The organism is Eikenella sp. NML03-A-027, from assembly GCF_001648395.1.
GTDB lineage: Bacteria > Pseudomonadota > Gammaproteobacteria > Burkholderiales > Neisseriaceae > Eikenella > Eikenella exigua.
The window spans coordinates 51,285-77,632 of the sequence record NZ_LXSM01000008.1; the positions used below are offsets into that span (position 1 = coordinate 51,285).

The 26,348-nt window shown below is 57.1% G+C and carries 26 protein-coding genes and 1 pseudogene; 19 read left to right on the plus strand and 8 right to left on the minus strand.

Going from position 1 to position 26,348, the window contains the following annotated elements; genetic code table 11:
* Positions 1-77: 77 nt before the first annotated feature.
* From A7P96_RS04215 to A7P96_RS04230, 4 genes are all read right to left on the minus strand, one after another.
* Positions 78-641: a TIGR01440 family protein gene (locus tag A7P96_RS04215; protein WP_067524991.1), complete on the minus strand. Its 564-nt coding sequence runs from the start codon at positions 639-641 to the stop codon at positions 78-80.
* Positions 642-804: 163 nt separating this feature from the next.
* Positions 805-1,431: a recombination mediator RecR gene (gene recR, locus A7P96_RS04220; RefSeq protein ID WP_067524992.1), complete on the minus strand. Its 627-nt coding sequence runs from the start codon at positions 1,429-1,431 to the stop codon at positions 805-807.
* Between the two features lie 114 nt (positions 1,432-1,545).
* Entirely contained in the window at positions 1,546-2,727 is a 1,182-nt protein-coding gene (locus tag A7P96_RS04225; protein WP_067524994.1) for an LD-carboxypeptidase, read from the minus strand.
* A gap of 170 nt (positions 2,728-2,897) precedes the next feature.
* Complete coding sequence (locus A7P96_RS04230) at positions 2,898-3,338, minus strand: HIT family protein (RefSeq protein WP_067524996.1); 441 nt, start codon at positions 3,336-3,338, stop codon at positions 2,898-2,900.
* A 253-nt stretch (positions 3,339-3,591) separates the two neighbouring features.
* Between A7P96_RS04230 and A7P96_RS04235 the strand changes: the two genes are divergently transcribed.
* Positions 3,592-5,379, plus strand: a complete 1,788-nt coding sequence (locus A7P96_RS04235) for a M48 family metalloprotease (RefSeq protein ID WP_067524998.1) — start codon at positions 3,592-3,594, stop codon at positions 5,377-5,379.
* 582 nt (positions 5,380-5,961) lie between these two features.
* Here A7P96_RS04235 and hslU read toward each other — a convergent pair.
* A complete protein-coding gene (gene hslU, locus A7P96_RS04245; protein ID WP_197476441.1) occupies positions 5,962-7,299 on the minus strand; it encodes an ATP-dependent protease ATPase subunit HslU in 1,338 nt (445 codons plus the stop codon).
* Between the two features lie 392 nt (positions 7,300-7,691).
* Here hslU and rpsP point away from each other — a divergent pair, with 392 nt between their 5' ends.
* The 7 genes from rpsP to dtd all read left to right on the plus strand — a co-directional run bounded on the left by rpsP (position 7,692) and on the right by dtd (position 14,499).
* Positions 7,692-7,940, plus strand: coding sequence for a 30S ribosomal protein S16 (rpsP, locus tag A7P96_RS04250; RefSeq protein WP_023887900.1), 249 nt, complete (start codon positions 7,692-7,694; stop codon positions 7,938-7,940).
* Between the two features lie 16 nt (positions 7,941-7,956).
* Positions 7,957-8,469 (plus strand): ribosome maturation factor RimM, encoded by a 513-nt coding sequence (gene rimM / locus A7P96_RS04255; protein ID WP_067525002.1) that lies wholly within the window; start codon positions 7,957-7,959, stop codon positions 8,467-8,469.
* On the plus strand, positions 8,469-9,212 hold the full coding sequence (gene trmD / locus A7P96_RS04260; protein WP_067525004.1) for a tRNA (guanosine(37)-N1)-methyltransferase TrmD: 744 nt from the start codon (positions 8,469-8,471) through the stop codon (positions 9,210-9,212). The genes rimM and trmD overlap by 1 nt, the downstream gene beginning before the upstream one ends.
* 17 nt (positions 9,213-9,229) lie before the next feature.
* Complete coding sequence (rplS, locus tag A7P96_RS04265) at positions 9,230-9,601, plus strand: 50S ribosomal protein L19 (protein WP_067525006.1); 372 nt, start codon at positions 9,230-9,232, stop codon at positions 9,599-9,601.
* 272 nt (positions 9,602-9,873) lie between these two features.
* Positions 9,874-10,740 (plus strand): endonuclease/exonuclease/phosphatase family protein, encoded by an 867-nt coding sequence (locus A7P96_RS04270; protein ID WP_067525008.1) that lies wholly within the window; start codon positions 9,874-9,876, stop codon positions 10,738-10,740.
* A gap of 333 nt (positions 10,741-11,073) precedes the next feature.
* Positions 11,074-13,821 carry a DNA gyrase subunit A gene (gyrA, locus tag A7P96_RS04275; protein ID WP_067525010.1) on the plus strand — a complete coding sequence of 916 codons (2,748 nt, stop codon included), beginning with the start codon at positions 11,074-11,076 and terminating at the stop codon, positions 13,819-13,821.
* Positions 13,822-14,040: 219 nt separating this feature from the next.
* Entirely contained in the window at positions 14,041-14,499 is a 459-nt protein-coding gene (gene dtd / locus A7P96_RS04280; protein ID WP_067525012.1) for a D-aminoacyl-tRNA deacylase, read from the plus strand.
* 149 nt (positions 14,500-14,648) lie between these two features.
* Here the strand turns inward: dtd and A7P96_RS04285 are convergent, their stop codons facing one another.
* The gene (locus tag A7P96_RS04285) at positions 14,649-15,284 is read right to left on the minus strand and encodes a hypothetical protein (RefSeq protein WP_067525014.1); all 636 of its coding nucleotides are present in this window, start codon (positions 15,282-15,284) and stop codon (positions 14,649-14,651) included.
* A gap of 111 nt (positions 15,285-15,395) precedes the next feature.
* Between A7P96_RS04285 and A7P96_RS04290 the strand changes: the two genes are divergently transcribed.
* The 5 genes from A7P96_RS04290 to secF all read left to right on the plus strand — a co-directional run bounded on the left by A7P96_RS04290 (position 15,396) and on the right by secF (position 19,937).
* Positions 15,396-15,743 carry an arsenate reductase gene (locus tag A7P96_RS04290; RefSeq protein WP_067525016.1) on the plus strand — a complete coding sequence of 116 codons (348 nt, stop codon included), beginning with the start codon at positions 15,396-15,398 and terminating at the stop codon, positions 15,741-15,743.
* 3 nt (positions 15,744-15,746) lie between these two features.
* On the plus strand, positions 15,747-16,481 hold the full coding sequence (locus tag A7P96_RS04295) for a UDP-2,3-diacylglucosamine diphosphatase (RefSeq protein WP_067525018.1): 735 nt from the start codon (positions 15,747-15,749) through the stop codon (positions 16,479-16,481).
* A gap of 310 nt (positions 16,482-16,791) precedes the next feature.
* Complete coding sequence (yajC, locus tag A7P96_RS04300; RefSeq protein WP_067525020.1) at positions 16,792-17,094, plus strand: preprotein translocase subunit YajC; 303 nt, start codon at positions 16,792-16,794, stop codon at positions 17,092-17,094.
* Positions 17,095-17,161: 67 nt separating this feature from the next.
* The gene (secD, locus tag A7P96_RS04305; RefSeq protein WP_067525022.1) at positions 17,162-18,994 is read left to right on the plus strand and encodes a protein translocase subunit SecD; all 1,833 of its coding nucleotides are present in this window, start codon (positions 17,162-17,164) and stop codon (positions 18,992-18,994) included.
* Position 18,995: 1 nt separating this feature from the next.
* Positions 18,996-19,937 carry a protein translocase subunit SecF gene (gene secF, locus A7P96_RS04310; protein ID WP_067525024.1) on the plus strand — a complete coding sequence of 314 codons (942 nt, stop codon included), beginning with the start codon at positions 18,996-18,998 and terminating at the stop codon, positions 19,935-19,937.
* Positions 19,938-20,346: 409 nt separating this feature from the next.
* Here the strand turns inward: secF and A7P96_RS04315 are convergent, their stop codons facing one another.
* A complete protein-coding gene (locus tag A7P96_RS04315; RefSeq protein ID WP_231863632.1) occupies positions 20,347-20,790 on the minus strand; it encodes a diacylglyceryl transferase in 444 nt (147 codons plus the stop codon).
* A 236-nt stretch (positions 20,791-21,026) separates the two neighbouring features.
* Between A7P96_RS04315 and A7P96_RS04320 the strand changes: the two genes are divergently transcribed.
* From A7P96_RS04320 to A7P96_RS04335, 5 genes are all read left to right on the plus strand, one after another.
* Entirely contained in the window at positions 21,027-21,626 is a 600-nt protein-coding gene (locus tag A7P96_RS04320; RefSeq protein ID WP_067525028.1) for a CDP-alcohol phosphatidyltransferase family protein, read from the plus strand.
* 30 nt (positions 21,627-21,656) lie between these two features.
* A complete protein-coding gene (locus A7P96_RS04325; RefSeq protein WP_067525030.1) occupies positions 21,657-21,848 on the plus strand; it encodes a hypothetical protein in 192 nt (63 codons plus the stop codon).
* A gap of 12 nt (positions 21,849-21,860) precedes the next feature.
* A complete protein-coding gene (locus A7P96_RS10680) occupies positions 21,861-22,073 on the plus strand; it encodes a hypothetical protein (protein WP_156496266.1) in 213 nt (70 codons plus the stop codon).
* A 34-nt stretch (positions 22,074-22,107) separates the two neighbouring features.
* Positions 22,108-22,731 (plus strand): DUF2238 domain-containing protein, encoded by a 624-nt coding sequence (locus A7P96_RS04330; RefSeq protein ID WP_067525032.1) that lies wholly within the window; start codon positions 22,108-22,110, stop codon positions 22,729-22,731.
* 80 nt (positions 22,732-22,811) lie between these two features.
* Positions 22,812-24,554, plus strand: a complete 1,743-nt coding sequence (locus A7P96_RS04335) for a bifunctional alpha/beta hydrolase/class I SAM-dependent methyltransferase (RefSeq protein WP_067525034.1) — start codon at positions 22,812-22,814, stop codon at positions 24,552-24,554.
* Between the two features lie 48 nt (positions 24,555-24,602).
* Here A7P96_RS04335 and A7P96_RS04340 read toward each other — a convergent pair whose 3' ends face one another.
* On the minus strand, positions 24,603-24,971 hold the full coding sequence (locus A7P96_RS04340) for an adhesin (protein WP_067525036.1): 369 nt from the start codon (positions 24,969-24,971) through the stop codon (positions 24,603-24,605).
* A gap of 263 nt (positions 24,972-25,234) precedes the next feature.
* Here A7P96_RS04340 and A7P96_RS04345 point away from each other — a divergent pair.
* A pseudogene (locus tag A7P96_RS04345) lies at positions 25,235-26,319 on the plus strand (phosphatase PAP2/dual specificity phosphatase family protein).
* Positions 26,320-26,348 lie beyond the last annotated feature (29 nt).

Consider the following 26,348-nt stretch of genomic DNA (forward strand, 5'->3'; position numbering starts at 1 on the left):
CTACCTGAAAAGTGCGCCGTGATTTGAACTGCGTTGCGGTTCACGCTTTCAGGTAACCTTTGTCCTGCCAGTTGGCTTCACACGCGGCGGATGCTGTCTTTGTAGTGTCCGGCGCGTTCGCCGCCGATCAGGCGCGGACGGCTGGCCAGGGCGCAGACGTGGGCGGAGCCCAATTCGCGCTGTTGCGGGCGCAAGGGGATTTGCACGTGTTTGATGTGCATGCCGATGGAAGTATCGCCGATGTCGAGCCCGGCGTGGGCGGTGATGAATTCCACTTCCACCGGGTCGCGCATATATTTGAAGGCGGCCAGCTGCGCACTGCCGCCTGCGTGCAGGCCGGGCAATACGTTCACAATTTCCAGCCCGTATTTTTCGGCCAGCTCCCGCTCCACGGCCAAGGCGCGGTTGATGTGCTCACAGCCTTGCACGGCGAGGTAGATTTTGCGTTCGTTCAGGATGTCGAGCAGGGTTTTCACGATCACTTCGCCCACTTCCTGATTGGAATTCTTGCCGATACGGCCGCCGACCACTTCGCTGGTGGACAGGCCAAGCACGAAAATCTGCCCTTCGCCGATGGCGGATTGGTGCAGGATATCGAGCGCAAGGGCGCGGGTTTGTTCGGCCAATTGGGTTAGATCCATGAGATGCCTCCTTTATGCTGATCGCCGCAAACTGTGCGGCATGAGGGATTTTAGCAGCTTCGGGCGGAAGTGGTTTTGATAAAGAATAAAATACGGCTTGTCGGTGTGCGGAAAAGGCTACCTGAACCTTTCAGGTAGCCTCTTTTCCTTTCCTGCCCACTGGCTATTCGCCCTTTCCGCCCTGCTCTTTCACCAGCCGCCGTTCATACACGGATTGCGCCAGTGTGCCGGCGTCGATGTATTCCAGCTCGCTGCCCAGCGGCATGCCCTGCGCCAGTCGGCTGACGCGGTAGGGCAGATTTTTAAAAAGCTCGGCCAGCACATAGGCGGTGGCATTGCCTTCTGGGGTGAAGGCGGTGGCGATGATCACTTCTTCCACTTCGCTCTCTTGCAGGCGGGCAACGAGTTTGTCGAGCGCGATGTGCTGCAAATCCATGCCCTGCGCGGGGCTGATTTGCCCCATGAGCACGAAATAGAGGCCATCGTGGCAATGGGCGGCTTCCATGCCGGCCACGTCGGCGGGCAGGTGCACAATCATCAGGCGGCGGCCGTCGCGCGCGGGGTCGGCGCAGATGGCGCAGAGCTCGCCTTCGCAGAAGGTGTTGCACAGGCGGCAATGCTGCACGGCGGTGAGCGCATGCTGCAGGGCGGCGGCCAGCTCGGCGGTGCCTTCGCGCTTGTGGCGCAACAGTTCGTAAGCCATGCGGCGGGCGGATTTGGGGCCGACGTTGGGCAAAACTTCGAGGGCTTGGGTGAGGCGGGTGAAGGCGTCGGTTTTTTTGCGGGTCATGATTTGGGTTTCAGGTAGCCTTTGGCTGGCAACGGATTGGGCGGCAGAATATGCTTTGCTTGTTATTTTTCAGGTAGCCTTTTTGCTTTGAGAAGGCTACCTGAAATTCTACGGCTATTCGCTGGCTTCGCTGTTGTCTTCAGCTGCGGCCGGGCTGTCGAACGAGGGCGGGGGCAGCAGGTTGTTGAGCGTGAGGGTGGCGGGGTTGAGCGTGGGGTGGCCGCTGAAGGAGGCGCTGTAGCCGCCGGTGCTGTTGCCGCGGATGGCGGTTTGCACGCCCAGCGGGAAGGTGGCGATGTCGCTGATGTGGCCGAAGGGGAAGCCAGTGAGCACGGGGATGCCGCTGATGCGGCGCAGGGTGCGGATCACGCTGGAGAGGTCGTAGCCGCCGTCGTATACGTCGCGCGCGCTGCCCATGCGGAAGTTGCCGAGCACGATAGCCTGTTGCCGCTTGAGGATGCCGGCCAGATGCAGGGTTTGCAGCATGCGTTCGAGGCGGTAGGGCTGTTCGCCCACGTCTTCGAGGAAGAGGATGCCGCCTTCGGGCTGAGGCAGGTAGGCCGAACCGGCCAGGGAGGCAATTACGCTGAGGTTGCCTCCCCACATGGTGCCGTGCAGGGTAGGCACGTTGGCGGCCTGCACTTCCGATACCTGAATGCTCAAATCGGCGCGGGCGCTGCCGTCGATAAAGGCTTGCATGGTGTATACCGAGGGCTGGGCTTTGCCGAAGCCGCTATAAAGCATGGGGCCGGCAAAGCTGCACATATTGCCTTGGGCCAGCAGGGCAAGCTGGATGGCGCACACGTCGCTGAAGCCGAAAAGCTGGGTGCCGTGTTCGCGCATCCGCGCGCCGAGCGAGGGCCAGTCGATATGGGGCAACAGGCGCACGGCGCCGTAGCCGCCGCGCATGCCCATCAGCACTTGCGGGGTGGGCACTTTACCGGAAGCCACGTCTTGGAAATCGGCGATGCGTTCGGCGTCGGTGCCGGCAAACCGCTGGCTGCGGCGCTCCACCGCCTGCTGGTTGGTGATGGTGAAACCGGCGTTATACAGGCGCAACAGCCCGGCCTGTGCCTGTTCGGCTCGGGGTGCGAAGCCGGAAGGAGCCACTACGCGCAAGGTGGTGCCGCTACCGCTACGGGTGGGGCGAGCTAACGTATTGCCGCTGTCGGTGTTGTTTCGGCTGGACGGCGACACGGGCATCGCCGGCGTGCTACACGCCTGCAACACGCCTGCACCGGCCAGGGTGGCGGAGGCGCTGAGAAAACGGCGGCGGGAAAGATGGGGGAGGAGCATGGGGTTTCCTTAATCATTGAGTGGAGGCTACCTGAAAGCGCAAGCTTCAACGCAGTTAAAACGAAAAATCAAACTGAGGTTCAGACAGCCTGTTAGTGGTGTGGAGGCTACCTGAAAATGTTGTGTCAACCATGTTTCAGGTAGCCTTTAAATTTGGCAGACGGCGGGCATTATACCAGCCCGTCTATATCACCGGCCTGCGCTTCGGCAGCCAGCAAATCGGCCACTTGCCGCTGCCAGTTTGCCGGCAGCGTGGGCACGGCTTCGCGGCGTGGCGCGGCCCAGATCGAATCGGGGAAAAACGCATCGTTTTCAAAGCGGGCAATCACGTGCCAATGCAGGTGCGGCACTTGGTTGCCGAAGCTGGCCAGATTGATTTTGGCCGGGCGCAACACCCGGCGCATCGCCGCTTCGGTGCGCCATACTGCCGCCATCATTTCCTGCCGCTCTGCTGCGGGCAAATCCGTCATCTCGGCCACATGGTCGCGCCAAATCACACGGCAAAACGCGGGTGCGGCGGGCGTGTCGTTTACGGCAATCACGCGCAGGCAGCTGTTTTGCCACAGCACGGTTTCATTTTCGGCACAGCACAGCGGGCAGGAGGCAGGCATTTCAGTTCCTTCAAGGTAGTTTAACGAATCGGGGCAGGGTATAGCACGGCGGCTGGTTTGCCAAGTGGAGCGGCAGAAAGGCTACCTGAAAGCACAGCTTAAACAAAGTTAAAACTCCTCTTTCAGGTAGCCTTTACCTCCTCCGCCAGATTGGCTATATTCAAGCCATAGCTTCCTTCCTACTGCGTTGGCTCGCCTTGTAGGAGGAAATTATGATTTTAGCCACATTCCTCCCCTTCCCCAGGACTTCCCCATGCGCTTCTTCCACCGCCAGCAGCAATCGCGCCGCCGCACCGTGCGGCTAGTGGTGTTCTATGTGCTGGCACTGATCGGCACAGTCGCCATCACTTCCGCCGGGCTCGGCAGCCTGCCGTTTTTGTTCGGTGCAAAAGTACGGCACAGCCTGTGGTGGTACTACCTACCGCCCGCCCTGTTTGTGTGTGCGCTTACCATCGGCCTGAGCCTGCACCGCCTGCGCGAGCTGCGGCGCGGCGGCGAAGCGATAGCCAAACGGCTGGGCGGCGAGGCCTTGCAGCTGGCCGACGCCACCTTTGCCGAACGTCGGCTGCTCAACGTGGTGGCGGAAACCGCGCTTTCCGCCGGCCTGCCCACCCCGCCGGTGTACCTGCTGCGCCGCGACGGCAGCATCAACGCCTTTGCCGCCGGCATGAGCCCGCGCAGCGCCGTAATCGGCGTTACCCAAGGCGCCATCAACCTGCTCACGCGCGACGAGCTGCAAGCCATCGTTGCCCACGAATTCAGCCACATCCGCAACGGCGACATGCGGCTCAACTGCTATCTGGCCGCCTGGCTGCACGGCCTGCAGGGCATCGCCAGCAGCGGGCGCTATTTCCTCTACGGCCGCGATAACGAACATTATCTGGAATACCGCCGCCGCAAAAATGTAGACAACCATCCTTTCGACAACGGCGTGGAAATCGTGATGCAGTCCCTGCCGCTGCAAGCCCTCGGCGCACTCCTGATTGCGCTGGGCTCGGTGGGTAGCGTGTTTGCCCTCTGGCTGCAGGCCGCCGTGTGCCGCGAGCGCGAATTTATGGCCGACGCCTCCGCCGTGCAGCTCACCCGCCAAACCGCCCCGCTCATCGAAGCGCTGCGCAAAAGTGCCCGCACCGCCTCCTGCCGCCTCTCCTCCCCCGAAGCCCCCGAATACGCCCACCTGATGTTCGGCCGCATCCGCCCCGGCGACCTCGCCGCCACCCACCCGCCGCTTATCGAACGCATCCGCAGGCTTGATGCCGCCGCTGCCCGCCGCCTGGCCGAAGAGCTGGCCTATGCCGACAGCCTCACCCTGCCTTCCCCCTTTCACCTCAGCTTCGCCGCCCCGCAACCGATGAGCGCCGAAGCTGAAGAAGCCGAAAACCTCTACCGCCAGCGGCAGGCCCTGATGCAGGCGCGCATCCACCGCCACCGCCCGTCTGCCCCGTATCTGCCCCTGCAAGCCGACTGGCAGGCCGCCGCCTACGATGGCGAATATGCCTCTGCCACCCTGCTCTGCCTGTTCCAGGTGCCCACCCTGCCCGCCAGCCGCTGGCACCAAACTGAACACAACGGCGGCATCAGCCCCTTCGTTTGGCAACAGCTCGCCCGCCTGCAGCAACATCCCCTGCTACCCAGCACCGAGCTGCTCGAACACCTCCTGCCCGCCCTCGTGATGCAGGAAGACCATGTCCTGCAAACCCTACTCGACCAAATCCGCAACCGCTTCCGCCAACATGGCACCAACCTCGAGCAAGCCTATCTCTGGCTGCTGCTCAAAGCCTATCTTGCCCCCACCCCGCCAACTGGCCGCCTCGCGCAACATCCTGCTGCCGCAGCCCTAACCCGCGCTGCCGAGCTCTCTCCCAAACAGCTACAAACCGCCGTGAAAGGCGCACTGCTGCTCACCGAACCTGCCAAAATCACCCTGCTGCGCCCCCTCGCCGCTACCCTCCCCGTTCGCTGTCCCCTGCTCTGGCGCTACCTCTGTGTGCGCCTCGATATCGGTGCCTGGCACTTCGGTATGGCAGGCAGTAAAGGTTAGAAACCACCTAAAACTTCGCCGACTCGATTTTTCAGGTAGCCTTTATCCAATACAAAACTGCCAGAGCATAGACAAATAACCATACAACACCTGCCCTCCCTCTTCCTTCACCACCTGCCAAAAATCCCCGCTATGCTCAACGCCCAACCCAGCTCGCCGCCACCGAAAACTTCCTCGCCCAATACCGCTATCTTGATGCTACCAGCTGAACATACCGGCTCAAATAGCGCGGCATTGCCCTGCCACCATGCCTGCAAACAGTGTTGGACGAACAACACGACTTCCCCCAAGCCCCCTTGATTTACCAGCAGCATCTTCCAGCTCAAACCACATCAACTCGCCCGCCTGCAACCCAAAGCCGAAAACGGCGACACTACCGCCGCCGCCCGCCTCGCCCAATACTACAGCTTTGCCACCGAACGCCCCCGAAAACGAACGCCTAGCCAACTATATTGGGAAGCTAAAGCTGCCTGCGGCTGACCGAAATAAAGCTGTATACAGAGGAAAAGGCTACCTGAAAACGAGCTCGCGAGTTTCTGCGAAGCTAAAATTTTCAGGTAGCCTTTTCCTTATCCGAACGGCTTACAGCACGTACCGCGCCAAATCTTCCTGTTCGGCCACTTCGGCCAGCCGCTCGTCCACATAGGCGGCGGTAATCTGTGTGGTGCCTTGCGGGGCGTGGAAAGATACGTCTTCCAGCAGTTTTTCCAGCACGGTATGCAGGCGGCGGGCGCCGATGTTTTCGGTTTTCTCGTTCACCTGGAAAGCGATTTCGGCCAGGCGGGTGATGCCGTCGGGGGCGAAATCGAGCTCTACGTCGTCGGTGGCCAGCAGGGCTTGATATTGCTTGGTGAGGCTGGCGTCGGTGCTGGTGAGAATGGCTTGGAAGTCTTCCATGGTGAGGCTGCTCAATTCCACTCGGATAGGGAAGCGGCCCTGCAGCTCGGGAATCAGGTCGCTGGGTTTGCTTAAATGGAAGGCGCCGGAAGCGATGAAAAGGATGTGGTCGGTTTTAATCATGCCATATTTGGTTTGTACGGTGGTGCCTTCCACCAACGGCAAAAGGTCGCGTTGCACGCCTTGACGCGATACATCACCGCCGTGTCGGTTGCTGTCGGCCGCGATTTTGTCGATTTCGTCGAGGAACACGATGCCGTGCTGCTCCACAGCGTGCACAGCCTGCTCGCGCAATTCTTCTTCATTAATCAATTTGGCGGCTTCTTCATCCAGCAAGAGCTTCATCGCGGCAGCCACTTTGATTTTGTGCGGTTTGGTGCGACCTTTACTGAGATTGGCAAACATGTCTTGCAGCTGGCTGCTGAATTCTTCCATGCCGGGCGGGCCCATCACTTGCATGGAGGCGGGGGAGGCTTGGCTCAGTTCGATATTGATTTCTTTATCATCCAATTCGCCCCGGCGCAGCATTTCGCGGAATTTTTTGCGGGTGTGGCTTTCGGGCTGCGGTTCGGCCGGTTCGCCTTCGAAGCCGGTTTGCGGCGGAGGCGGCAAAAGCGCGTCGAGTACGCGGTTTTCGGCGGTATTTTGGGCACGGTTGCGGTTTTTGCGCACAGCCTGCTCGCGCAAATTCTTCAGGGCGATTTCCATTAAATCGCGCACGATGCTGTCCACATCGCGCCCCACATAGCCCACTTCGGTGAACTTGGTGGCCTCGATTTTGATAAACGGTGCATTGGCCAGCCGTGCCAAACGGCGAGCAATTTCGGTTTTGCCCACACCGGTGGGGCCGATCATTAGGATATTTTTCGGCATGATTTCGCTTTGCAGCGGCTCGGCCACCTGGCTCCTGCGGTAGCGGTTGCGCAAGGCCACGGCCACAGCCTTTTTGGCCTGCTGTTGGCCGATGATGTGTTTGTCCAGCTCATGGACGATTTCTTGCGGGGTCATCACGGAAGTGCTCATAAAACGGCTCCCAAATAGCTTGGTCAAATATAGGGCGGATTAACCTGGTTTTTGCGCTAGCATTGGCTTGCCTGGTAGCAAAAGGCAAGTTAATCCGTCATCACGAATAGCAGGCAAATGGCACCGCCAAGACGAAAATCAAGGGCAGCCGGCTGGTTTGCCCAAAGGTTTGGATTTCAGGTAGCCTGCTGGCAGGGCAACCGTCAGGGAAAAGGCTACCTGAAAACGGCGCAACCCTGCGCCCAAAGCAAGTCGCTTGCGGCATATCGTCCACCCGATACCACGGTAAAACGGTATTTTTTCAACAAATGCTTGCGCCCGCATGGCAAATTACCCTAAAATCCGCTGTTTTCTTATTGATCAAATTTCCCGAAGGAAGAAGGAATAATAATATGGTAGTTATCCGTTTTTCGCGCGGCGGCTCCAAGCATTCTCCGTTTTTCAACATCGTGGTAGCCGATTCACGCAACCGTCGTGACGGCCGCTTCATCGAGCGCGTTGGCTTCTACAACCCCGTAGCCAACGAAAAACAGGAGCGCGTACGCCTGAACACCGAACGCCTGAACTACTGGGTGAGCCAAGGCGCGCAAGTAAGCGATGCCGTTGCACGCTTGGTAAAAGAGCAGCAGAAAGCCGCTTAATTCTGGAATACCCGCCATGAGCCGCAGCCAAGACAACTGGGTAGCCATGGGCTATGTGAAAGGCGCTTTCGGCATCAAAGGCTGGGTAAAAGTGGCCGCCGATACCGAATATGCCGACAGCCTGCTGGACTACCCTGTATGGCAGCTGAGCAAAGACGGCGTTTCCCGCAGCTACACGCTGGAAAACGGCCAGGTGGCCGGCGATGAATTGCAAGTAAAATTCGCCGAAATAAGCGACCGTGATGCCGCACAGCTATTGCGCGGCTACACCATCGAAATCAAACGCAGCGATTTTGAGCCCGCCCAAGAAGGCGAATACTACTGGGCCGACTTGGCCGGCTTGACGGTACACAACCGACAAAACGAGCTCATCGGCACAGTAAGCAGCCTGATGGAAACTGGTGCGCACGATATTTTGGTGGTAGATGGTGAGCATGGCCGCAAACTGATTCCGTTTGTCGATCACTACATCGACAATGTGGATTTGGAACAAGGCAGCATCATTGCCGATTGGGGCTTGGATTACTGATGTATATCCAAGCCGTTACCCTGTTTGGCGAGATGTTCCGCAGCATCACCGACTACGGCGTAACCGGCCGCGCCCTGCAACGCGGCTTATGGTATTTCAACAGCATCAACCCGCGCCAGTTTGCCGACAATAAATTGGGCTACATCGATGACAGGCCTTTTGGCGGCGGCCCCGGCATGATTATGATGGCTGAACCGCTACAATCGGCAATCGATGCCGCCAAAGCGCAGCATAACGGTAAAGTGATTTACCTCAGCCCGCAAGGCAGCCAATTGACGCATCAAAAAGCAGCCGAACTGGCTAAACTGGACGGTTTGATTTTGGTGTGCGGCCGCTACGAAGGCATAGACGAGCGCCTGTTAAGCAGCGCCATTGATGAAGAAATCAGCATTGGCGACTTTGTGGTATCCGGTGGCGAGCTGCCGGCCATGATGCTGATGGATGCAGTGTTGAGGCTGATCCCCGGCGTACTGGGCGATGCCGATTCGGCCGGACAGGATTCGTTTGCCAACGGCCTTTTAGACTGCCCGCACTACACCCGCCCGATAGAATTTCAGGGCATGACTGTGCCCGCTGTATTGCGCAGCGGCAACCATGCCCTGATTGCGGAATGGCGCTTAGAACAAGCGTTACGCCGCACCCTGCAGCGCCGACCAGACCTTTTGGCCGGTCGCGCATTAACCCCAGAGGAATCTAGGCTCCTGCAAAAAATTCAGCAGGAGGAACGAGATATCCCATCATAAACTTAAGGACTATAGCAATGAACTTGATTCAACAGCTCGAACAGGAAGAAATCGCCCGTTTGAACAAAACCATCCCCGAATTCGCTCCCGGCGACACCGTATCCGTTTCTGTGCGCGTAACCGAGGGTAACCGTACCCGTCTGCAAGCCTACGAAGGCGTGGTAATTTCCTGCCGCAACCGTGGCCTGAACAGCAACTTCATCGTGCGCAAAATCTCTAGCGGTGAAGGCGTGGAACGTACTTTCCAGCTGTATTCTCCCAACGTGGAAAAAATCGAAGTGAAACGCCGCGGCCACGTTCGCCGTGCCAAACTGTACTACCTGCGCGGCCTCACCGGTAAAGCTGCCCGCATCAAAGAAAAACTGTCTGGCCGCAAACTGGAAGATTAATCTTTGCTGTTATCGAAAACCTGCCTTCTGCGGCAGGTTTTTGTTTGTGGATTGACTCCCGAACCACTTTATCTCATGCATACTGAAACCATAGAAACCACCTGAGCACAAAGCCAAATATCGAACAAATAAAGGCTACCTGAAATTCTAGCTTCGGAGAGACCCACAAACTTACTCTTGATAAAATCTATTACATTCCGTTTTATCAAAATACACCACGCCTATTTTTCAGGTAGCCTCTATCTCACCCGCCACCTTCCACCAACACCGCCATGTCTGCCTTTATCCGCCTGCGCCTACACATCCTTGCCCTGCTCGCCTTGGCTGCCATGCTGATCGGACAGCTCGGCAGCCTGCTTTGGCCGACCGAACTGCTCAGCCATTTTCTGCCCCACTACGCTGCCGTCTTCATTCTCGCCGCGATTTGGCCGCGCCCGAAGTGGCATGCGTTGTGGCTCGTGTGCACCGCCGCATCTCTGCTATGGCTGGCTCAGCCATTCGCCCTGCCCGATGCCCCGGCCGGCGGCACTCGGCTGGTTTGGTACAACGTCCATCTCGACAACCCCGCCGCCGAAGCGGAAAGCGCCGCCCTCTTGGCCGAACAGGCCGACCTGCTCGCACTGGGCGAAATCAACCTCGACAACCCCGGCTGGCAAAGCCTGCGCCAAGCCTATCCGCACGGCTGCCAACACCGCGAACACAGCCCCTTCGCCCTCGCCCTGTGGAGCAAACAGCCGCTGGCCGCCTGCGAAGTGCGCATGATTGGCGACTACCCCTATATCCGCGCCCAAACTGCCGACGGCACCGCCATCTACGCCCTGCACCCGCCGCCACCCATCAGCAGCGAACTGGCCGGGGCGCGGCAGCACTACCTGGCCGAAACCGCCCGCGCCCTTGCCTCCGAACCCTGCGCGCTGGCCGTGGGCGACTTCAACAGCAGCCCGTTTTCCCCGCTGTTCCGCCGTTTCCTGCAAGAAAGCGGCAGCCGCCCCGCCACCCGCTACTTCACGCCCACTTGGAAACCGTTCTTCCTCAATATCGACCACGCCTTAGCCAAAGGCCTAAACGTTTCCGCCCACACCCTGCCCTGGCAACACTCCGACCACCGGCCGCTCTTGGCGGAATACACCGGCCAATGAAGCAGAAACATAAAAGGCTACCTGAAACTCACTATTCTGTTTTCAGGTAGCCTTTCCCAATCTGTAGGCCAGATACTCGTAACCGACAAAATGGTTACGCCAAAACCGTCGGATTCAGAAATCCAACCTACGGCTTGCTATTCCCACAAAAATACACGATGAACAAGGCAAAGGATGCAGGCTACCTGAAAAATAATTCGTCTCGGAAACCCACATCATCCCTCAAGGCTAGCCGAAACTGCCATTTCGTTTTCAGGTAGCCTTTCCCGCCCAGCCTTACCGCACATTGTGTGATAAAATAACGCGTTTTAATCGATTGGGCTTTAAATCTCCATGAGCAGCACCCACGACCACCGGTTTGCCAAAGAAACCATCCCCGTCAGCCTCGAAGAGGAAATGCGCAAAAGCTATCTCGATTACGCCATGTCTGTAATCGTCGGCCGCGCGCTGCCCGATGTGCGCGACGGCCTGAAACCCGTGCACCGCCGCGTGCTCTACGCCATGCACGAGTTGAAAAACAATTGGAACTCGTCTTATAAAAAATCCGCCCGTATCGTGGGCGACGTTATCGGTAAATACCACCCGCACGGCGACAGCGCGGTGTACGACACCATCGTGCGCATGGCGCAGCCCTTCTCCATGCGCTATATGCTGGTAGACGGCCAGGGCAACTTCGGCTCGGTGGACGGCGACGGCGCGGCAGCCATGCGTTACACCGAAATCCGCATGGCGAAAATCGCCCACGAAATGCTGGCCGATATTGAAGAAGACACCGTAAACTTCGGCCCGAACTACGACGGCAGCGAACAAGAGCCGCTGGTGATGCCCACCCGCTTCCCCGCCCTGCTGACCAACGGCTCGGCTGGTATTGCCGTGGGCATGGCCACCAACATCCCGCCGCACAATTTGGGCGACACGGTGGATGCCTGCCTGCAACTCCTGGCCGACCCCGACACCTCTATCGACGCGCTCATCGACACCATCAAAGCCCCCGACTTCCCCACCGGCGCCACCATTTACGGCCTCGCCGGCGTACGCGAAGGCTACCGCACCGGCCGCGGCCGCGTGGTGATGCGCGGCAAAACCCATATCGAGCCCATCGGCAAACACGGCGAGCGCGAAGCCATCATCATCGATGAAATCCCCTATCAGGTAAACAAAGCCAAGCTGGTGGAAAAAATCGGCGAGCTGGTGCGCGAGAAAACGCTGGAAGGCATTTCCGATTTGCGCGACGAATCCGACAAATCCGGTATGCGCGTGGTGATCGAACTGAAGCGCAACGAAAACGCCGAAGTCGTGCTCAACCAGCTCTACAAACTCACCCAGCTGCAAGACAGCTTCGGCATCAACATGGTGGCCCTGGTCGACGGCCAACCGCGCCTGTTGAATTTGAAGCAGATTCTGGCCGAATTCCTGCGCCACCGCCGCGAAGTGGTTACCCGCCGCACCCTGTTCCGCCTGAAAAAAGCGCGGCACGAAGGCCACATCGCCGAAGGCAAAGCCGTGGCGCTTTCCAATATCGACCCGATGATTCAGCTCATCAAAGAATCCGCTGATGCAGCCGAAGCCAAAGCCAGACTGCTGGCGCGGCCGTGGCAGTCCGGCCTGGTGGGCGACATACTCAGCCGCACCGATTTGGATTTGAACATGGCGCGCCCAGAAGGGCTACCTGAAAACCTCGGCCTGCGCGAAGACGGCTATTATTTGAGCGACTTGCAAGCCGACGCCATCTTGCGCATGAGCCTGCGCAACCTCACCGGCCTCGACCAAGACACCATCCTCGCCGACTACAAAACCATCATGGCGCAGATTATCGATTTCCTGGATATTTTGGCCAAGCCCGAGCGCATCACCCAAATCATCCACGACGAGCTTATCGAAATCAAAACCAACTTCGGCGACCCACGCCGCAGCGAAATCAACCCGTTCGGCGGCGACATTGCCGATGAAGACCTGATTCCGCCGCGCGAAATGGTGGTTACCCTCACCCACGGCGGCTACATCAAAACCCAGCCCACCACCGACTACCAAGCCCAGCGGCGCGGCGGTCGCGGCAAGCAGGCCGCCGCCACCAAAGACGAAGACTTCATCGAAACCCTGTTTGTGGCCAACACCCACGACTACCTGATGTGTTTCACCAACCACGGCCGCTGCCACTGGATTAAGGTATATAAACTGCCCGAAGGCGGGCGCAACTCGCGCGGCCGCCCGATCAACAACGTTATCCAGCTGGACGAAAACGAAAAAGTCTCCGCCATCCTGCCCGTGCGCGACTTCCCCGAAGACGAATACGTTTTCTTCGCCACCGCCATGGGAGTGGTGAAAAAAGTGCAACTTTCCGCGTTTAAAAACGTGAGCAAAGTCGGCATCAAAGCCATCGCCCTCAAAGAAGGCGACAGCCTGGTAGGCGTGGCGCGCACCTCCGGCCGCAACGACATCATGCTCTTCTCCAACCTCGGCAAAGCCATCCGCTTCAACGAATATTGGGAGCGCAGCAGCGACGACGAAGAAACCGGCGACGACAACGACACCGAAATTTCAGGTAGCCAGGAAGACGACAGCGCCGAAAGCGCCCCCATCAGCGGCAAACACGGCGTACGCCCCAGCGGCCGCGGCAGCGGCGGCCTGCGCGGCATGAGATTGCCCGAAAACGGCCGCATCGTCAGCCTCATCACCTTCGCCCCCGAGTGCGAGCAGAGCGAACTGCAAGTGCTCACCGCCACCGCCAACGGCTACGGCAAACGCACCCCGATTGCCAGCTACAACCGCAAAAACAAAGGCGGCCAAGGCAACATCGCCATCAACACCGGCGAGCGCAACAGCGACTTGGTGGCCGCCACCCTGGTGAGCGAAAGCGACGACCTGATGCTGATTACCAGCGGCGGCGTACTCATCCGCACCAAGGTGGAACAAATCCGCGAAACCGGCCGCGCTGCCGCCGGCGTGAAGCTGATTAACCTGGACGAAGGCGAAACCCTCGTCAGCCTCGAGCGCGTAGCCGAAGAAGAGGAAGACGAAGCACAAGCCGCCGAAACCCAAACCTCAGCCGAAAGCCCGAGCCAAGAACAAGGCGAGGCTTAAGCGCCCGCCAAGAAAAGGCTACCTGAAAGCAAAGCGCCAACGAAGTTAAAACTGGCTCTGCACTATTTTCAGGTAGCCTTTTGTTTATCCCATCCGCCCTAAACCATCATCCCGACAATAGGCAGGCAACCAAGCGGCAAGCCTTAGGCAGCACACCCATACAGCAAGGCCAAGCCGCACCCTACCTCTTAGGAACAACCAGAAAGGCTACCTGAAACCATGCGTGCCGTTATCCAAAAAGTCAGCCATGCCCACATCGCCGCCGCCGATGCGCCCGATGCACCGTTCAGTCAAATTCCCCACGGCCTGTGCGTGCTGCTTGGCGTGGGCGGCGAAGACAGCGAGGCCGACGCCCGCTATATCGCTGACAAAATCGCCCACCTGCGCATCTTTGAAGACGAAGCCGGCAAACTCAATCTGTCGGTGAAAGACACCGGCGGCGAAGTGCTGCTGGTATCGCAATTCACCCTCTACGGCGACGCCCGCAACGGCCGCCGCCCCTCCTTCACCCAAGCCGCCCGCCCCGAACAGGCCGAAGCGCTGTATCAGCAAGTGGCCGCCCTCTTGCGCGGCCACGGCGTGAACGTGGCCGAAGGCCGCTTCCGCACCCACATGCTGGTCAGCCTGTGCAACGACGGGCCGGTAACCATTTTACTGGATTCGCAAAAAACGTTTTAAAGCAGCACGATAAAGGCTACCTGAAAGCTGTATGACAACCGCAGATCGGATTCTTAGAGTCCGACATCTCACTTAGAAAAGTACACGGCGGCATTTCCATGCCGCCGTTTTAGTGTGCCATTCTGTTTTCAGGTAGCCTGAAACCGTTGCTACTGCGCGGTCTGCGCCACGCCTTCGGCAGGCGGCAGTTCGCGCATATCGCGCCAGCCGTCGTTGGTTTTCACCAGCGTGGCCTGCTCCACCCGCTTCAGCGGCAGGCGGTTCTGCCAAGCTTCGCTGCCCTGGCGCACTAAGCGTTTTGCCCAGCCGTCCATCGTGATGCTGCCCTCATACACCACGCGGGATACGGTGAGGCCGGCAGCGTTGGTGGCCGGCTCAGTGTAGTACTGCACTTTATCCACATGTTCATGCCCCAGGCAGAACAGCGGCCCGTTTAAGCCGGCGCGTGTATGTTTGCGCCCGTTTTCGGTGAGCGCGAACACCAACGCTACTTCGTCATCGCCCTCTTTCAAGCGCTCATATAATCCGGCACTCTCCAAAGCTCGCATCTGCTTGACGGCTGCTTCATTGATGCGTTTATCTTCCACATCACGGCGCGGCAGCACAATCCGCTCCGAGCCCAGCAGCGGCGCAGCTCCGTCGGCATCCAAAGCCAACGGCAAGCACACTTCGTTTGCCGCCGCATAACGCGCCAGCACATCCCGAAACTGCCCCTTGCCTGCTTCCTGCGCACCGCAACCGGCCAGCAAACCGGCAGCCAAGGCCGCCCATATCCAATGTTTCATAAATTCTCCAAAATCAAATACATCCTGACACAACCCATGCCACGCCATGACAAAAAAACATCCTACCCGTACAATGGCGGGCGTTTCAATCGGCAAGGATTATACACAATAATGACCACCCTCTACGGCATCCCCAACTGCGCCACCGTGAAAAAAGCCCGCGCCTGGCTGGACGAAAAACAAGTGCCCCATGCCTTCGTTAATTTCAAAACCGAAGCCCCCACGCCCGAACAACTCGCCCATTGGCTCGATGCCGTTGGTGCAGATGTTCTCATCAACCGCAAAGGCACCACTTGGCGCAAACTCAGCCCGGCCGAACAAACTGCCGCCGACAGCCGCGAAGGCGCCATCGCCCTGATGCAGGCACAGCCCTCCGTCATCAAACGCCCCGTGCTCGAACACCAAGGTCGCGTCCACATCGGCTTTTCCCCAGAACGTTATTCCGAAATCTTCGCCTAAACCATGAGCCAAACCATCTTTATCGCCGACCTCCACCTCTCCGAGCACAGCCCCGAGCTCACCGAACTCTTCCTGCGCCAGCTACATCAATGGCAAAGCACGGCCGATGCTCTCTACATCCTCGGCGACCTGTTCGACGCCTGGGTAGGTGACGACGACCGCACCCCCTTCACCGATCATATCGCCGCCGAATTAAAAGCATTCGCCCAACACAAACCTGTGTATTTCATCCCCGGCAACCGCGATTTCCTGCTCGGCCAAGACTTCGCTAACCGCAGCAGCATGACCCTGCTGCCCGAGCAGCATCCGCTTACTCTCTACGGCCGCCCCTACCTGCTCACCCACGGCGACGAACTCTGCACCGCCGACCTGCCCTATATGCAGTTCCGCGCCCAATCGCGTCAGCCGCAATGGCAGGCCGCCATCCTCGCCAAACCTCTGGCCGAACGCCGCCTGCTGGCACAGCAAATCCGCCAGATGAGCGAACGCGGCAAAGCCGAAAATGGCAAAAGCGCCGTTTCCGACGTAACCGAGGAAGCGGTATCCGCCCTGATGGTGCAACACCCCGGCGCTGATCTTATCCACGGCCATACTCACCGCCCGGCCACCCACCGGCACACCCTGCCCAACGGCCAAAGCTTCACCCGTTTTGTGCTGCAAGACTGGTATGGCAAAGAAGGCGGCTGCCTTGTCGTATCACCCGAAGGTGTGAGCGCACAGCATTTGGCCTTAGATTAGCCAAACCCGCGCAGGAATATTTTCAGGTAGCCTTTCCACCGCTTAGGAAGGCTACCTGAAAATTTAACAGGCTACCTGAAACCCCTATCCGCAATGCCGCAGATTGTTTCAGGTAGCCTGTGTTAATACTGCTGATAGGGATAGGGGTAAAGCCCAACCCAACAAAATTTCAGCCCGCCGTACACCTGCCCACCACAAAATCCTCCAGCCCCATGGCAACCTCGCTTAAATTTCTGTTGCACGGGTTGGAAAAACCCCGCCGCCCGTTTACAATGGCACACTTTCATTTTTCTTTTTGGAGTCTTGCCCCATGTTGCATTTCCCACTCGCCGCCGCGGCCCAGCCCGACCTGATGAGTACCATTCAGAGTTTCCTCCCGCTGATTTTCCTCTTCGCCATGCTCTACTTCATGATTCTCCGGCCGAAACAGCGTGACGAGAAGCGCCGCCGCGAGATGCTCAGCGAACTGAAAAAAGGCGACAAAGTGATGACCGGCGCCGGCATGCTCGGCAAAGTTTCCAAAATTGGCGAAGAAATCATCGGCCTAGAAGTTGCCCCCAACACCGTGGTCGATTTCCACCGCGACGCCATCATCAAAAAGCTCGACAACTAACCTTTTCCTACGGCGCAGCAGCCGCATTCCAGCCATGCTGCCCGTTTTCCGTTTCTGAAAGCCCGTTATGAACCGTTATCCGCTTTGGAAATACCTGCTGATTGGGCTGGTTATCGTTGTATCCGCCATCTACGCCCTGCCCAACCTCTACGGCGAAACCCCAGCCGTGCAGGTTTCCACCAACCGCCAGTCGATCCACATCGATCAAACCACCGAACAAGCCGTGGAAGAGGCGCTGAAGGCAGCCAACATCCAGCACAACGGCATGTTTATTGCCGACGGCAGCCTGCGCGTGCGCCTGCCCAATGAAGAGTTGCAGAGCAAAGCCCGCGACGTTATCGAGCAGAAATTGGGCGACAACTACATCATCGCCCTCAACCTGATTGCCAACACCCCCGACTGGATGACCAAGCTTGGCGCCAACCCGATGTTCCTCGGTCTCGACCTGCGCGGCGGCGTGCACTTCACCATGCGTGTAGACATGCACGCAGCAGTGGACAAAACCTTCGACCGTATCTCCGGCGATTTCCGCCGCCAGCTGCGCAAAGATAAAATCCGCACCGGCAATATGCGCCGCAGCGGCGATACGCTGATTGTGCCTTTCCAAGATGCAGCTACCCTGCAGGCCGCCCTGCCCAAACTGAAAGAAACTGCTCCGGATGCGGAATTGAGGGCTGACGGCAACAACTTGGTGGTGAGCCTGCCCGAGGCCACCCAAACGCAAATCCGCGATGCCGCCGTGAAGCAAAACATCAACACCCTGCACAACCGCGTGAACGAATTGGGCGTGGCCGAACCGATTATCCAGCAAGCCGGCCCCGACCGCATCGTGGTGCAGCTGCCCGGCGTGCAAGACACCGCCAAAGCCAAAGACATCATCGGCCGCACCGCCACGCTGGAAGTGCGCATGGTGGCCGACGACCCCGCGCTGCTGCAACAGGCGGAAGCCGGCAACGTGCCAGCCGGCTATGAATTGCTGCCCACCGCCGAAGGCGGCCAGCTGTTGGTGAGCAAGCAGGTGGAATTCACCGGCGACAACATCAACGATGCCCAAGCCGGCTTCACCCACGACAACCGCCCATCGGTAAACCTGAAGCTCGACAACGCCGGCACCAGCATCTTCGCCGACCTTACCCGCAACAACGTCGGCCGTCGCACCGCCATGATCCTGATCGACCAAGGCAAAGCCGAAATCGTTACCGCGCCGACCATCAACGAACCGATTCCCGGCGGCAATGTGCAGATTTCAGGTAGCATGAACGTGGCCGAAGCCAACGACACCGCGCTGCTGCTGCGCGCCGGCTCGCTGGCTGCGCCGATGGAAATCATCGAAGAGCGTACCATCGGCCCGTCTATGGGTAAGGAAAACATCCAAAAAGGTTTCCACTCCACGCTGTGGGGCTTCTTGGTTGTGGCTGCCTTTATGGTGGTGTACTACCGCCTGTTCGGCATCTTCTCCGTACTGGCGCTTACCGCCAACCTGTTGTTCCTAGTTGCAATTTTGTCGCTTCTGCAAGCCACGCTCACCCTGCCCGGCATTGCGGCCATTGCGCTCACGCTCGGTATGGCCATCGACTCCAACGTGCTGATTAACGAGCGTATCCGCGAAGAGCTGCGCGACGGTATCAGCCCGCAGCAGGCCATCAGCGAAGGCTACCGCCACGCTTGGGACACCATCGTCGACTCCAACATCACCTCTCTGATTGCCGGTATTGCCCTCTTGGTGTTCGGTTCCGGCGCGGTGCGCGGTTTTGCCGTGGTGCACTGTATCGGCATCCTCACTTCCATGTTCTCATCCGTAGTGGTTTCCCGTACCTTCGTTAACCTCTGGTATGGCCGCCGCCGCAAACTGAGTAATTTGTCCATCGGCATCACCCTGCCTACCGCCAAGGAGCACTAAGATGGATTTCTTCCACCGTTTGAAACACGACATCCCGTTCATGAGCTACGGCAAAATCACCACCCTGATTTCGCTGATTACGTTCATCGCCGCCGTGGTTTTCCTCGTCACCAAAGGGCTCAACTACTCGGTTGAGTTCACCGGCGGCACCGTTATCGAAGTGCAATACGCTAAAGAAGGCGCCGACCCGAACCAAGTGCGCACCCGCCTGAACGAGCTCAAAATGGGCGAAGCCCAAGTGCAAAACCTGGGCACCAACAAGCAGCTGATGATCCGCCTACCCAACCGCCAAGACATGACCTCTGCCCAGCTCTCCAACAACGTATTGGAACTACTGCGCAAAGACCATGCCGATGCCAGCCTGCGCAAGGTTGAATTCATCGGCCCGCAGGTGGGCGAAGAGCTGGTTACCCACGGCCTGTTGGCCTTGGGCATGGTGGTGATCGGCATCATCATCTACCTCTCCGTGCGCTTCGAATGGCGCTTCGCCGTATCCGCCATCATCGCCAATATGCACGACGTGGTGGTGATTCTCGGCTGCTTTGCCCTGTTTCAATGGGAGTTTTCGCTCACCGTGCTGGCCGGCATCCTGGCCGTTCTCGGCTATTCGGTGAACGAATCGGTGGTGGTGTTCGACCGTATCCGCGAAAATATCCACAAACCCGCTATGCGCGGCAAAACCATCCCGCAGATTATCAATAACGCCATTACCGCCACCATGAGCCGTACCATCATCACCCACGGTTCCACCGAAGCCATGGTGGTATCCATGCTGGTATTCGGCGGGGCCGCCCTGCACGGCTTTGCCATCGCGCTCACTATCGGCATCGTGTTCGGCATCTACTCCTCTGTACTGGTAGCCAGCCCGCTACTCCTCTTCTTTGGCCTCACTCGCGAAAACATCCACAAACCGCAGAAGCAGAAAGAAGAAGCCGTAGTGTAAGCAGCTGCTCATATCCACAACAGGCATCAAAACGGCATAGGCTACTACCTAGAAACGCCTATGCCATTTTATCTGGGCGTTGTGCTGCCTCTTGCCCTGATGCAGATTCAAGTTGCTTGGCCGCAATAGCAAACCAAATTACGGCACATATGTACTTCTTCAGTATACAATAAAAAACTACCTGAACCCCTAGTAACTTTTCAGGTAGCCTTATTCAACATAGCATCTTAACAGCCGAGATACATTTTCTTATCTAAAGCAATAAGCCAAAGGTTATACGAAAGCAAACTAGAACAGCGCCAAAGGCCACTGAAAGTGTCAGCTTCAATGAAGTTAAAACGCAGCGCAGCAAAGTTTCTGTGAAACTAAAATTTAAGGTAGCCTTCCAAACACAGCAAGTATTTTGCTGTTATCCAAATTGCGAAGCTGTTACCGCCTCCTGCACACATTTTGCTTCTGTGCCTAGCCAGCTGGCAGCCAATCCGCAGCCGTTTTGCTCAAGCCAAAAGTAACCGCCACCGGCCACCAAGGCCACCACCAAACGGATACCCAAGTTCGAGCCAAAGGTATCCACTACAAACATCATTAGCGCAGCCCAAGCCCAAACTAAGCCCCACTGCAAAACCCATACCGTATCCATGTTGGGCATCTGCCACTGCATAAACCCATTGGCCACAATAGCGATAATGGCAAAAAACAGCCCCTCCAACAATACGCTTGGCTCACGCTCGCCCATCCAAAGGCACCAGAATCCCAATATAAACGCCATCAACATTTTTGTTTTCCCTTTCCAGCGGTGTTGCTTCCAAAAGTAATATTTATCGGTTCCCCCAACAATCCGCCATGCAGGCAAACCATCGGGTTGAGTTATCCGCGTATTTTACCCTTATATACAAATTCCTGACAATTCCTAAATTCCATTATCCATCGGCTTACAAACCTAGTTGTACCATTGCGTGCAAACACACCAATCCCACTGCCGACACTTGCTGAAAATGCGGCTAAATGCTTCATTTTGATACACAACAAACAGCAATCCTTAACCCATTTCATCTATAATACAACCACCCACCATCGAGACCGCACACCATGAGCATCTACGCCCTTAAACCCAAATTCCAAAACCTGCTGCGCCCGCTGGTGCGGTGGTTGTATCAGAAAGGGGGAACGGCCAATCAGGTAACTGTGTTTGCCTGTGCAATATCCATTGCGCTCGGGCTGCTGCTGTCTTGCTTGGCACACTTTCCCGTGCTGTTTTGGCTCATGCCCGTGTGGCTGTTTCTGCGTATGGTGTTGAACGCGGTGGACGGTATGCTGGCACGCGAGTTTGACCAACAATCAGCCTTGGGCGGCTACCTGAACGAGATCACCGACGTAGCCGCCGATGCCGCGCTGTATCTGCCTTTTGCCTTTATCGCCCCTTTCGGCGGCCTGCAAATTGCCCTATTTATTTGGCTTGCAGCTATGACAGAATTTTGCGGCGTGCTGGGACAGGTGCACGGTAACGGGCGGCGTTATGACGGCCCATTCGGCAAAAGCGACCGCGCGTTCTTTATCGGCGTGCTGGCGGTGTGGTATGCGGCAGTAGGCAGTTTTCATATCGCTTTCTACGCCCTCATGTGGCTGGTCTGCGCGGCATTGGTTTACACCTGCTATAAGCGCATTATCAACGGATTAAAGGCTACCTGAAAAACCGATCATGAAAAAAGTATTCAATGCTTGGACTATGGCTTCCTACTGATTATCACCATCTACACTTATCGTTTCGCCGGGAAAACCGGTTGGCACAGCAAAGGGCTGTGGTTGGGCGTTGCCATCTGCGTGGGCTTGGTCTTCTTAGATGCCTATTTAGAAGCCGTGCGGGAAAGCGGGCAATACAGCCGCTTTGAGCGCTGCGTTACCAAAATCTAGGTTTGGTTTGCCGTGGCTTTTTTCAGCATCGCCACACTCGCCTTTGCCGGGGCAACCGTTTGGTTGCTGGTGATGGCCGTGCAGCCCATCCCGCGTTCGATTCCGGCCGCCGTGCTAATTGTTTATGCTATCCTTCGCACCCGCCTTGTTTGTGATTGTGATGCTGAAACATCTTCAAAGGAATTTGGATTATTGATTTTTCAGGTAGCCTCCCAACAAAATTAAAATCGGTCAACATTTATCCCACACATCAACCCCTATGCAAAAATCCTTCCCCATCATCCCCCTCCTGCTTACCATTTTCATCTCCGCACTCATCGTCTGGTCGGGCATCAACCCGTCCGACCGTGCCGTTTGGTATGCCGAAATCATCCCCGTGTCCGCCGTATTTTTCGCGCTCATTGCCACTTACCGCCTGTTCCGCTTTAGCAACCTGGCCTATGTGTTCATGAGCTTCTGGCTGATTATGCACACCATCGGCGCACACTACACCTTCGCCGACGTGCCCTTCGATTGGGCCAACCGCCTGCTCGCCCCACTTTTGGGCGAAGGGCGTAACCATTTCGACCGCGTTGGGCACTACATCATTGGTTTTTATGCCTACCCGATGGCCGAATGGCTGCTGCGCCGCAAACTCTGCCGTGTGCCGATTGCCTTATTCTTTTCCCTGTTCTTCATCATGAGCGTGGCAGCCGCTTACGAAATCATTGAATGGCAGTATGCCGTGATTGACGGCGGCCAGGCCGGCATAGAAGTGCTCGGCTCGCAAGGCGATATTTGGGACGCGCAAAAAGACATGCTCTCCGACACGCTGGGCGCGCTCACTTCCTTATTCATTTTCTTGTTTACCCGCCCAGATAAACGTTTGGGCAGCCAATCTTAACTATTAAAGGCTACCTGAAAACGCATCAAACCGATTTTCAGGTAGCCTCTTTAAAAGGTATCTCACCAAGGAGTACACATATGCAGGAACAGCAAAAACACTTCGCCACCCAAGACGGCACCGAACTTTTCTACCGCTACTGCCCCGCTGCCGACGGCTCGGCCGATAAAGCCATCGTGCTGTTTCACCGCGGCCACGAGCATTCCGGCCGGATGATGTTTGTTGCCGACGAACTCGGTTTCGACGATTTTGCCTATTTCGCATGGGACGCGCGCGGTCATGGACACAGCCCCGGCGAACGCGGCGACAGCCCCAGCATCGGTACTTCCGTTGCCGATGTGGACGACTTTATCCGCCACATCCAAAGCGAATACGGCATCAAGCCTGAAAACATCTGCGTGATCGCGCAAAGCGTCGGCGCGGTATTGGTTTCCACTTGGCTGCACGACTACGCGCCGAAAATCCGTTGCGCCGTATTGGCATCACCCGCCTTCAAAGTCAAACTCTACGTCCCTTTCGCCCGTACCGGCCTGAAAATCATGCAGAAATGGCGCGGCAATTTCTTTGTCAACAGCTACGTCAAAGCCCACTACCTGACCCACAACCAAGAACGCCAAACCAGCTATGACAACGATCCGCTCATCGCCCGCGCCATTTCCGTGCGCATCCTGCTCGGTTTGTATGAGGCTGCCGAACGCGTCGTCGCCGACGCACAGGCAATTACCACGCCCTTGCAGCTTTTGATTTCCGGCAGTGACTGGGTTGTTCATCACAAACCGCAACACGATTTCTACAACCGTTTGGGCAGCCGCATCAAAGAACGCCATATTCTGAACGGCTTCTATCACGACACATTGGGCGAGCAAAACCGCGAAATCGCTTTTGTTGAAATGCGCCGTTTTATCCGCGAACGTTTCAATCAGCCTTTATATCAAGTCGATTTGACCCAAGCCCACTTGCACGGCGAAAGCCGCCGCGAAGCCGACGAACTGGCCACGCCTTTGCCTATTTGTTCGCCGCGCGGCGCATTCTGGGCGGTTTACCGCGCCGCTCTCGACCTTGGCGCGCGCTGGAGCGAAGGTTTGAAAATCGGCAAGGAAACCGGCTACGACTCCGGCAGCACACTCGATTATGTGTACCGCAACCAACCGCAGGGCAGCAATGCCTTTGGTGTGGCGGTGGACAAACACTATCTCAATGCCATCGGCTGGCGCGGCATCCGCCAACGCAAAATCAATATCGGCAAAGCGATTCAGACAGCCTCTGCCAAGCTGCGCGAAGCGGGTAAACCCGTACACGTTCTCGATATTGCCTCGGGACACGGCCGTTATGTGCTCGACGCGCTGACTGCCGATACTTTGCCCGATTCCGTGCGCCTGCGCGATTACAGTCCGATTAACGTCGAAGCCGGACGCAAGCTGATTGCCGAACGCGGCCTGCAAGACACGGTTACTTTCAACGAGGTCAATGCCTACGACCGCGCCAATTATCAGGATTTGCAGCCCCGTCCCACGCTGGGCATCGTTTCCGGCCTGCACGAATTGTTTGCCGACAACGATTTGATTTTGAACTCGCTCTACGGCTTCGGCGATGCGATTGAAACGGGCGGTTACCTGATTTACACCGGCCAGCCGTGGCATCCGCAGCTCGAAATGATTGCGCGCGCACTGACCAGCCACAAAGCAGGCAGCCCGAACTGGGTGATGCGCCGCCGCAGCCAGCGGGAAATGGATCAGCTGGTTGAGAAAGCCGGTTTTGAAAAAATCCGCCAATGGATAGACGAATACGGTATTTTCACCGTGAGCCTGGCGGTGAAGAAATAAAATAAGAAAAGGCCGCCTGAAAATCAGACGGCCTTTTATCGAGAAATCTTAGTTACCGGCGTTTACAGGTGAACAGTTTTTCACCACGAAACGGCCGCCAGGAGCGGTTAAGCCCACCACGTCGGAGGTGGTGTGGGTGTTTCTGTCGATGTAGCCGGCAGACAGAGAGTAGCCGCGACGGTTGGTAAAGGTGGTACCGGTGCTGTCGGACTGTCTTCTGTTATAAGCCAGGTTTACCTGCGTACCGGCGGCATTAACCGCAGCGCTTACCGGCTTGCCTTGGCGGTTGAACTCATACAACACGTTCAACTGTTTGCCGTTGTCGCAGGTGTAGGAAACCATGCCGCCGGGCGCAGCCGCAGCACTCAGGGAAATGGCAGCCAGCGCAGCCGCAGTAACAACAGATAATAGTTTCATAATGGTTATGACTCCTAATTGAGCATCAAGAAATTTTTCAGGTAGCCTCAAGCTGCCTGTGTTGTTCTAAAGCAAATGAATAATCTGCCCAAACAGCAGGCGGTATTGTAGTCTTCCGGCAAAAATATTCAACCAATGCAATAGTAAAATAATATCATACCTCTAAGTATGACAAATTAACTTAATTTCTGCTGCATTGTTGGCATGCCTTGTATTGAAAGCGGATTTCATCTGATTTACATTGAATATTTACAATCCTCTCCATGAAACCCACCCTGAAAACCTCACTGTTCAAGCTTGTTTTGGTCGGCGTGCTGTTCTACACCAGCTACGGCCTGTCCAACCATTACGCGGCATCGCTGGCCTATGTGCCGGAAATCGCTTTTGCGTGGGAGCGCAACATTCCATTTTGGGAATGGACGATTTTGCCTTATTGGTCGTTGAACCTCATGTATGCGGCGGCGTTTTTCCTTTGTCGAGATACGCGTGAACAAAACCGCTACGTCGCACGGTTGGTATCGGCGCAAATTATTGCCACTACTTGCTTCATGCTGTTTCCGCTGCATTTCGGCTGGCCGAAGCCGCCTACCGACGGGCTGTGGGGTTGGCTTTTTGATTCGTTGGTAGCGTTTGACTTGCCGTACAACCAAGCACCATCGCTGCATATCGCGCTGTCTATCATTGTCGGTGCGTTTTATTGGACGCGGTTTCCCAAAATCCGTTTGCCGATTTTGTTGTGGCAAAGCCTGATTGCTTTGTCGGTACTGACGACTTACCAACACCACTTTATCGATGTGCCGACCGGAGCACTGCTGGGCTGGCTGGTGTTGTGGGTAATACCGCAACACGGTGTATCGCCTTTCAGAGGACGAAGCTTGTCCGTAGCACAGCCTGACAGTCAAACAGGTCGTCTGAAAACGAGCGAAGCGAGTTTCTGTGAAGCCAAAACTTCCCCCGCAACACATTCCCGCGAAATCAAAATCGCCATGCTGTATCTGGCGGGCGCGGTATTGTCGGCACTGCCATCCTTTTTAGGCGGCGCGTGGTTGTGGATGTTGTGGATCAGCGTGTCGTTATCGATAGTCGCTTTTGCCTATCTGACCGACAACGCGGCAAGGTTCTGACCTGTTGCGCGCTGGGCTACGGACGCAGCGCGGCGGTGGTGCTTACTTGGCTGCTGGTTTACGGCGGCTGCCGGGATTTAGCGCAGGCGACGGCAGAACTGAAACAGACCCGCCCGCAGATGGTGCTGTCGCTGGAAACGGCAAAAGCAGTAGAAGCGGCAGCAGGCTACCTGAAAAAACAAGCTCACAGCCAGCCCGACATTGATGCCCGACATTCCGGCTGAATGCCAAAAGCCGTGCCGAAGCTTGATCT

Bases quoted from the DNA above. Each gene is read 5' to 3' on its own strand.
- A7P96_RS04225 (WP_067524994.1), bottom strand. From the start codon at position 2,727: ATGCTCCTCCCCCATCTTTCCCGCCGCCGTTTTCTCAGCGCCTCCGCC.
- secD (WP_067525022.1), top strand. From the start codon at position 17,162: ATGAACCGTTATCCGCTTTGGAAATACCTGCTGATTGGGCTGGTTATC.
- gyrA (WP_067525010.1), top strand. From the start codon at position 11,074: ATGAGCAGCACCCACGACCACCGGTTTGCCAAAGAAACCATCCCCGTC.
- A7P96_RS04340 (WP_067525036.1), bottom strand. From the start codon at position 24,971: ATGAAACTATTATCTGTTGTTACTGCGGCTGCGCTGGCTGCCATTTCC.
- A7P96_RS04335 (WP_067525034.1), top strand. From the start codon at position 22,812: ATGCAGGAACAGCAAAAACACTTCGCCACCCAAGACGGCACCGAACTT.
- A7P96_RS04290 (WP_067525016.1), top strand. From the start codon at position 15,396: ATGACCACCCTCTACGGCATCCCCAACTGCGCCACCGTGAAAAAAGCC.
- A7P96_RS04295 (WP_067525018.1), top strand. From the start codon at position 15,747: ATGAGCCAAACCATCTTTATCGCCGACCTCCACCTCTCCGAGCACAGC.
- yajC (WP_067525020.1), top strand. From the start codon at position 16,792: ATGTTGCATTTCCCACTCGCCGCCGCGGCCCAGCCCGACCTGATGAGT.
- trmD (WP_067525004.1), top strand. From the start codon at position 8,469: ATGTATATCCAAGCCGTTACCCTGTTTGGCGAGATGTTCCGCAGCATC.
- rimM (WP_067525002.1), top strand. From the start codon at position 7,957: ATGAGCCGCAGCCAAGACAACTGGGTAGCCATGGGCTATGTGAAAGGC.
- A7P96_RS04270 (WP_067525008.1), top strand. From the start codon at position 9,874: ATGTCTGCCTTTATCCGCCTGCGCCTACACATCCTTGCCCTGCTCGCC.
- A7P96_RS04235 (WP_067524998.1), top strand. From the start codon at position 3,592: ATGCGCTTCTTCCACCGCCAGCAGCAATCGCGCCGCCGCACCGTGCGG.
- secF (WP_067525024.1), top strand. From the start codon at position 18,996: ATGGATTTCTTCCACCGTTTGAAACACGACATCCCGTTCATGAGCTAC.
- recR (WP_067524992.1), bottom strand. From the start codon at position 1,431: ATGACCCGCAAAAAAACCGACGCCTTCACCCGCCTCACCCAAGCCCTC.
- dtd (WP_067525012.1), top strand. From the start codon at position 14,041: ATGCGTGCCGTTATCCAAAAAGTCAGCCATGCCCACATCGCCGCCGCC.
- A7P96_RS04285 (WP_067525014.1), bottom strand. From the start codon at position 15,284: ATGAAACATTGGATATGGGCGGCCTTGGCTGCCGGTTTGCTGGCCGGT.
- A7P96_RS04330 (WP_067525032.1), top strand. From the start codon at position 22,108: ATGCAAAAATCCTTCCCCATCATCCCCCTCCTGCTTACCATTTTCATC.
- A7P96_RS04230 (WP_067524996.1), bottom strand. From the start codon at position 3,338: ATGCCTGCCTCCTGCCCGCTGTGCTGTGCCGAAAATGAAACCGTGCTG.
- A7P96_RS04320 (WP_067525028.1), top strand. From the start codon at position 21,027: ATGAGCATCTACGCCCTTAAACCCAAATTCCAAAACCTGCTGCGCCCG.
- rplS (WP_067525006.1), top strand. From the start codon at position 9,230: ATGAACTTGATTCAACAGCTCGAACAGGAAGAAATCGCCCGTTTGAAC.
- rpsP (WP_023887900.1), top strand. From the start codon at position 7,692: ATGGTAGTTATCCGTTTTTCGCGCGGCGGCTCCAAGCATTCTCCGTTT.
- A7P96_RS04215 (WP_067524991.1), bottom strand. From the start codon at position 641: ATGGATCTAACCCAATTGGCCGAACAAACCCGCGCCCTTGCGCTCGAT.
- hslU (WP_197476441.1), bottom strand. From the start codon at position 7,299: ATGAGCACTTCCGTGATGACCCCGCAAGAAATCGTCCATGAGCTGGAC.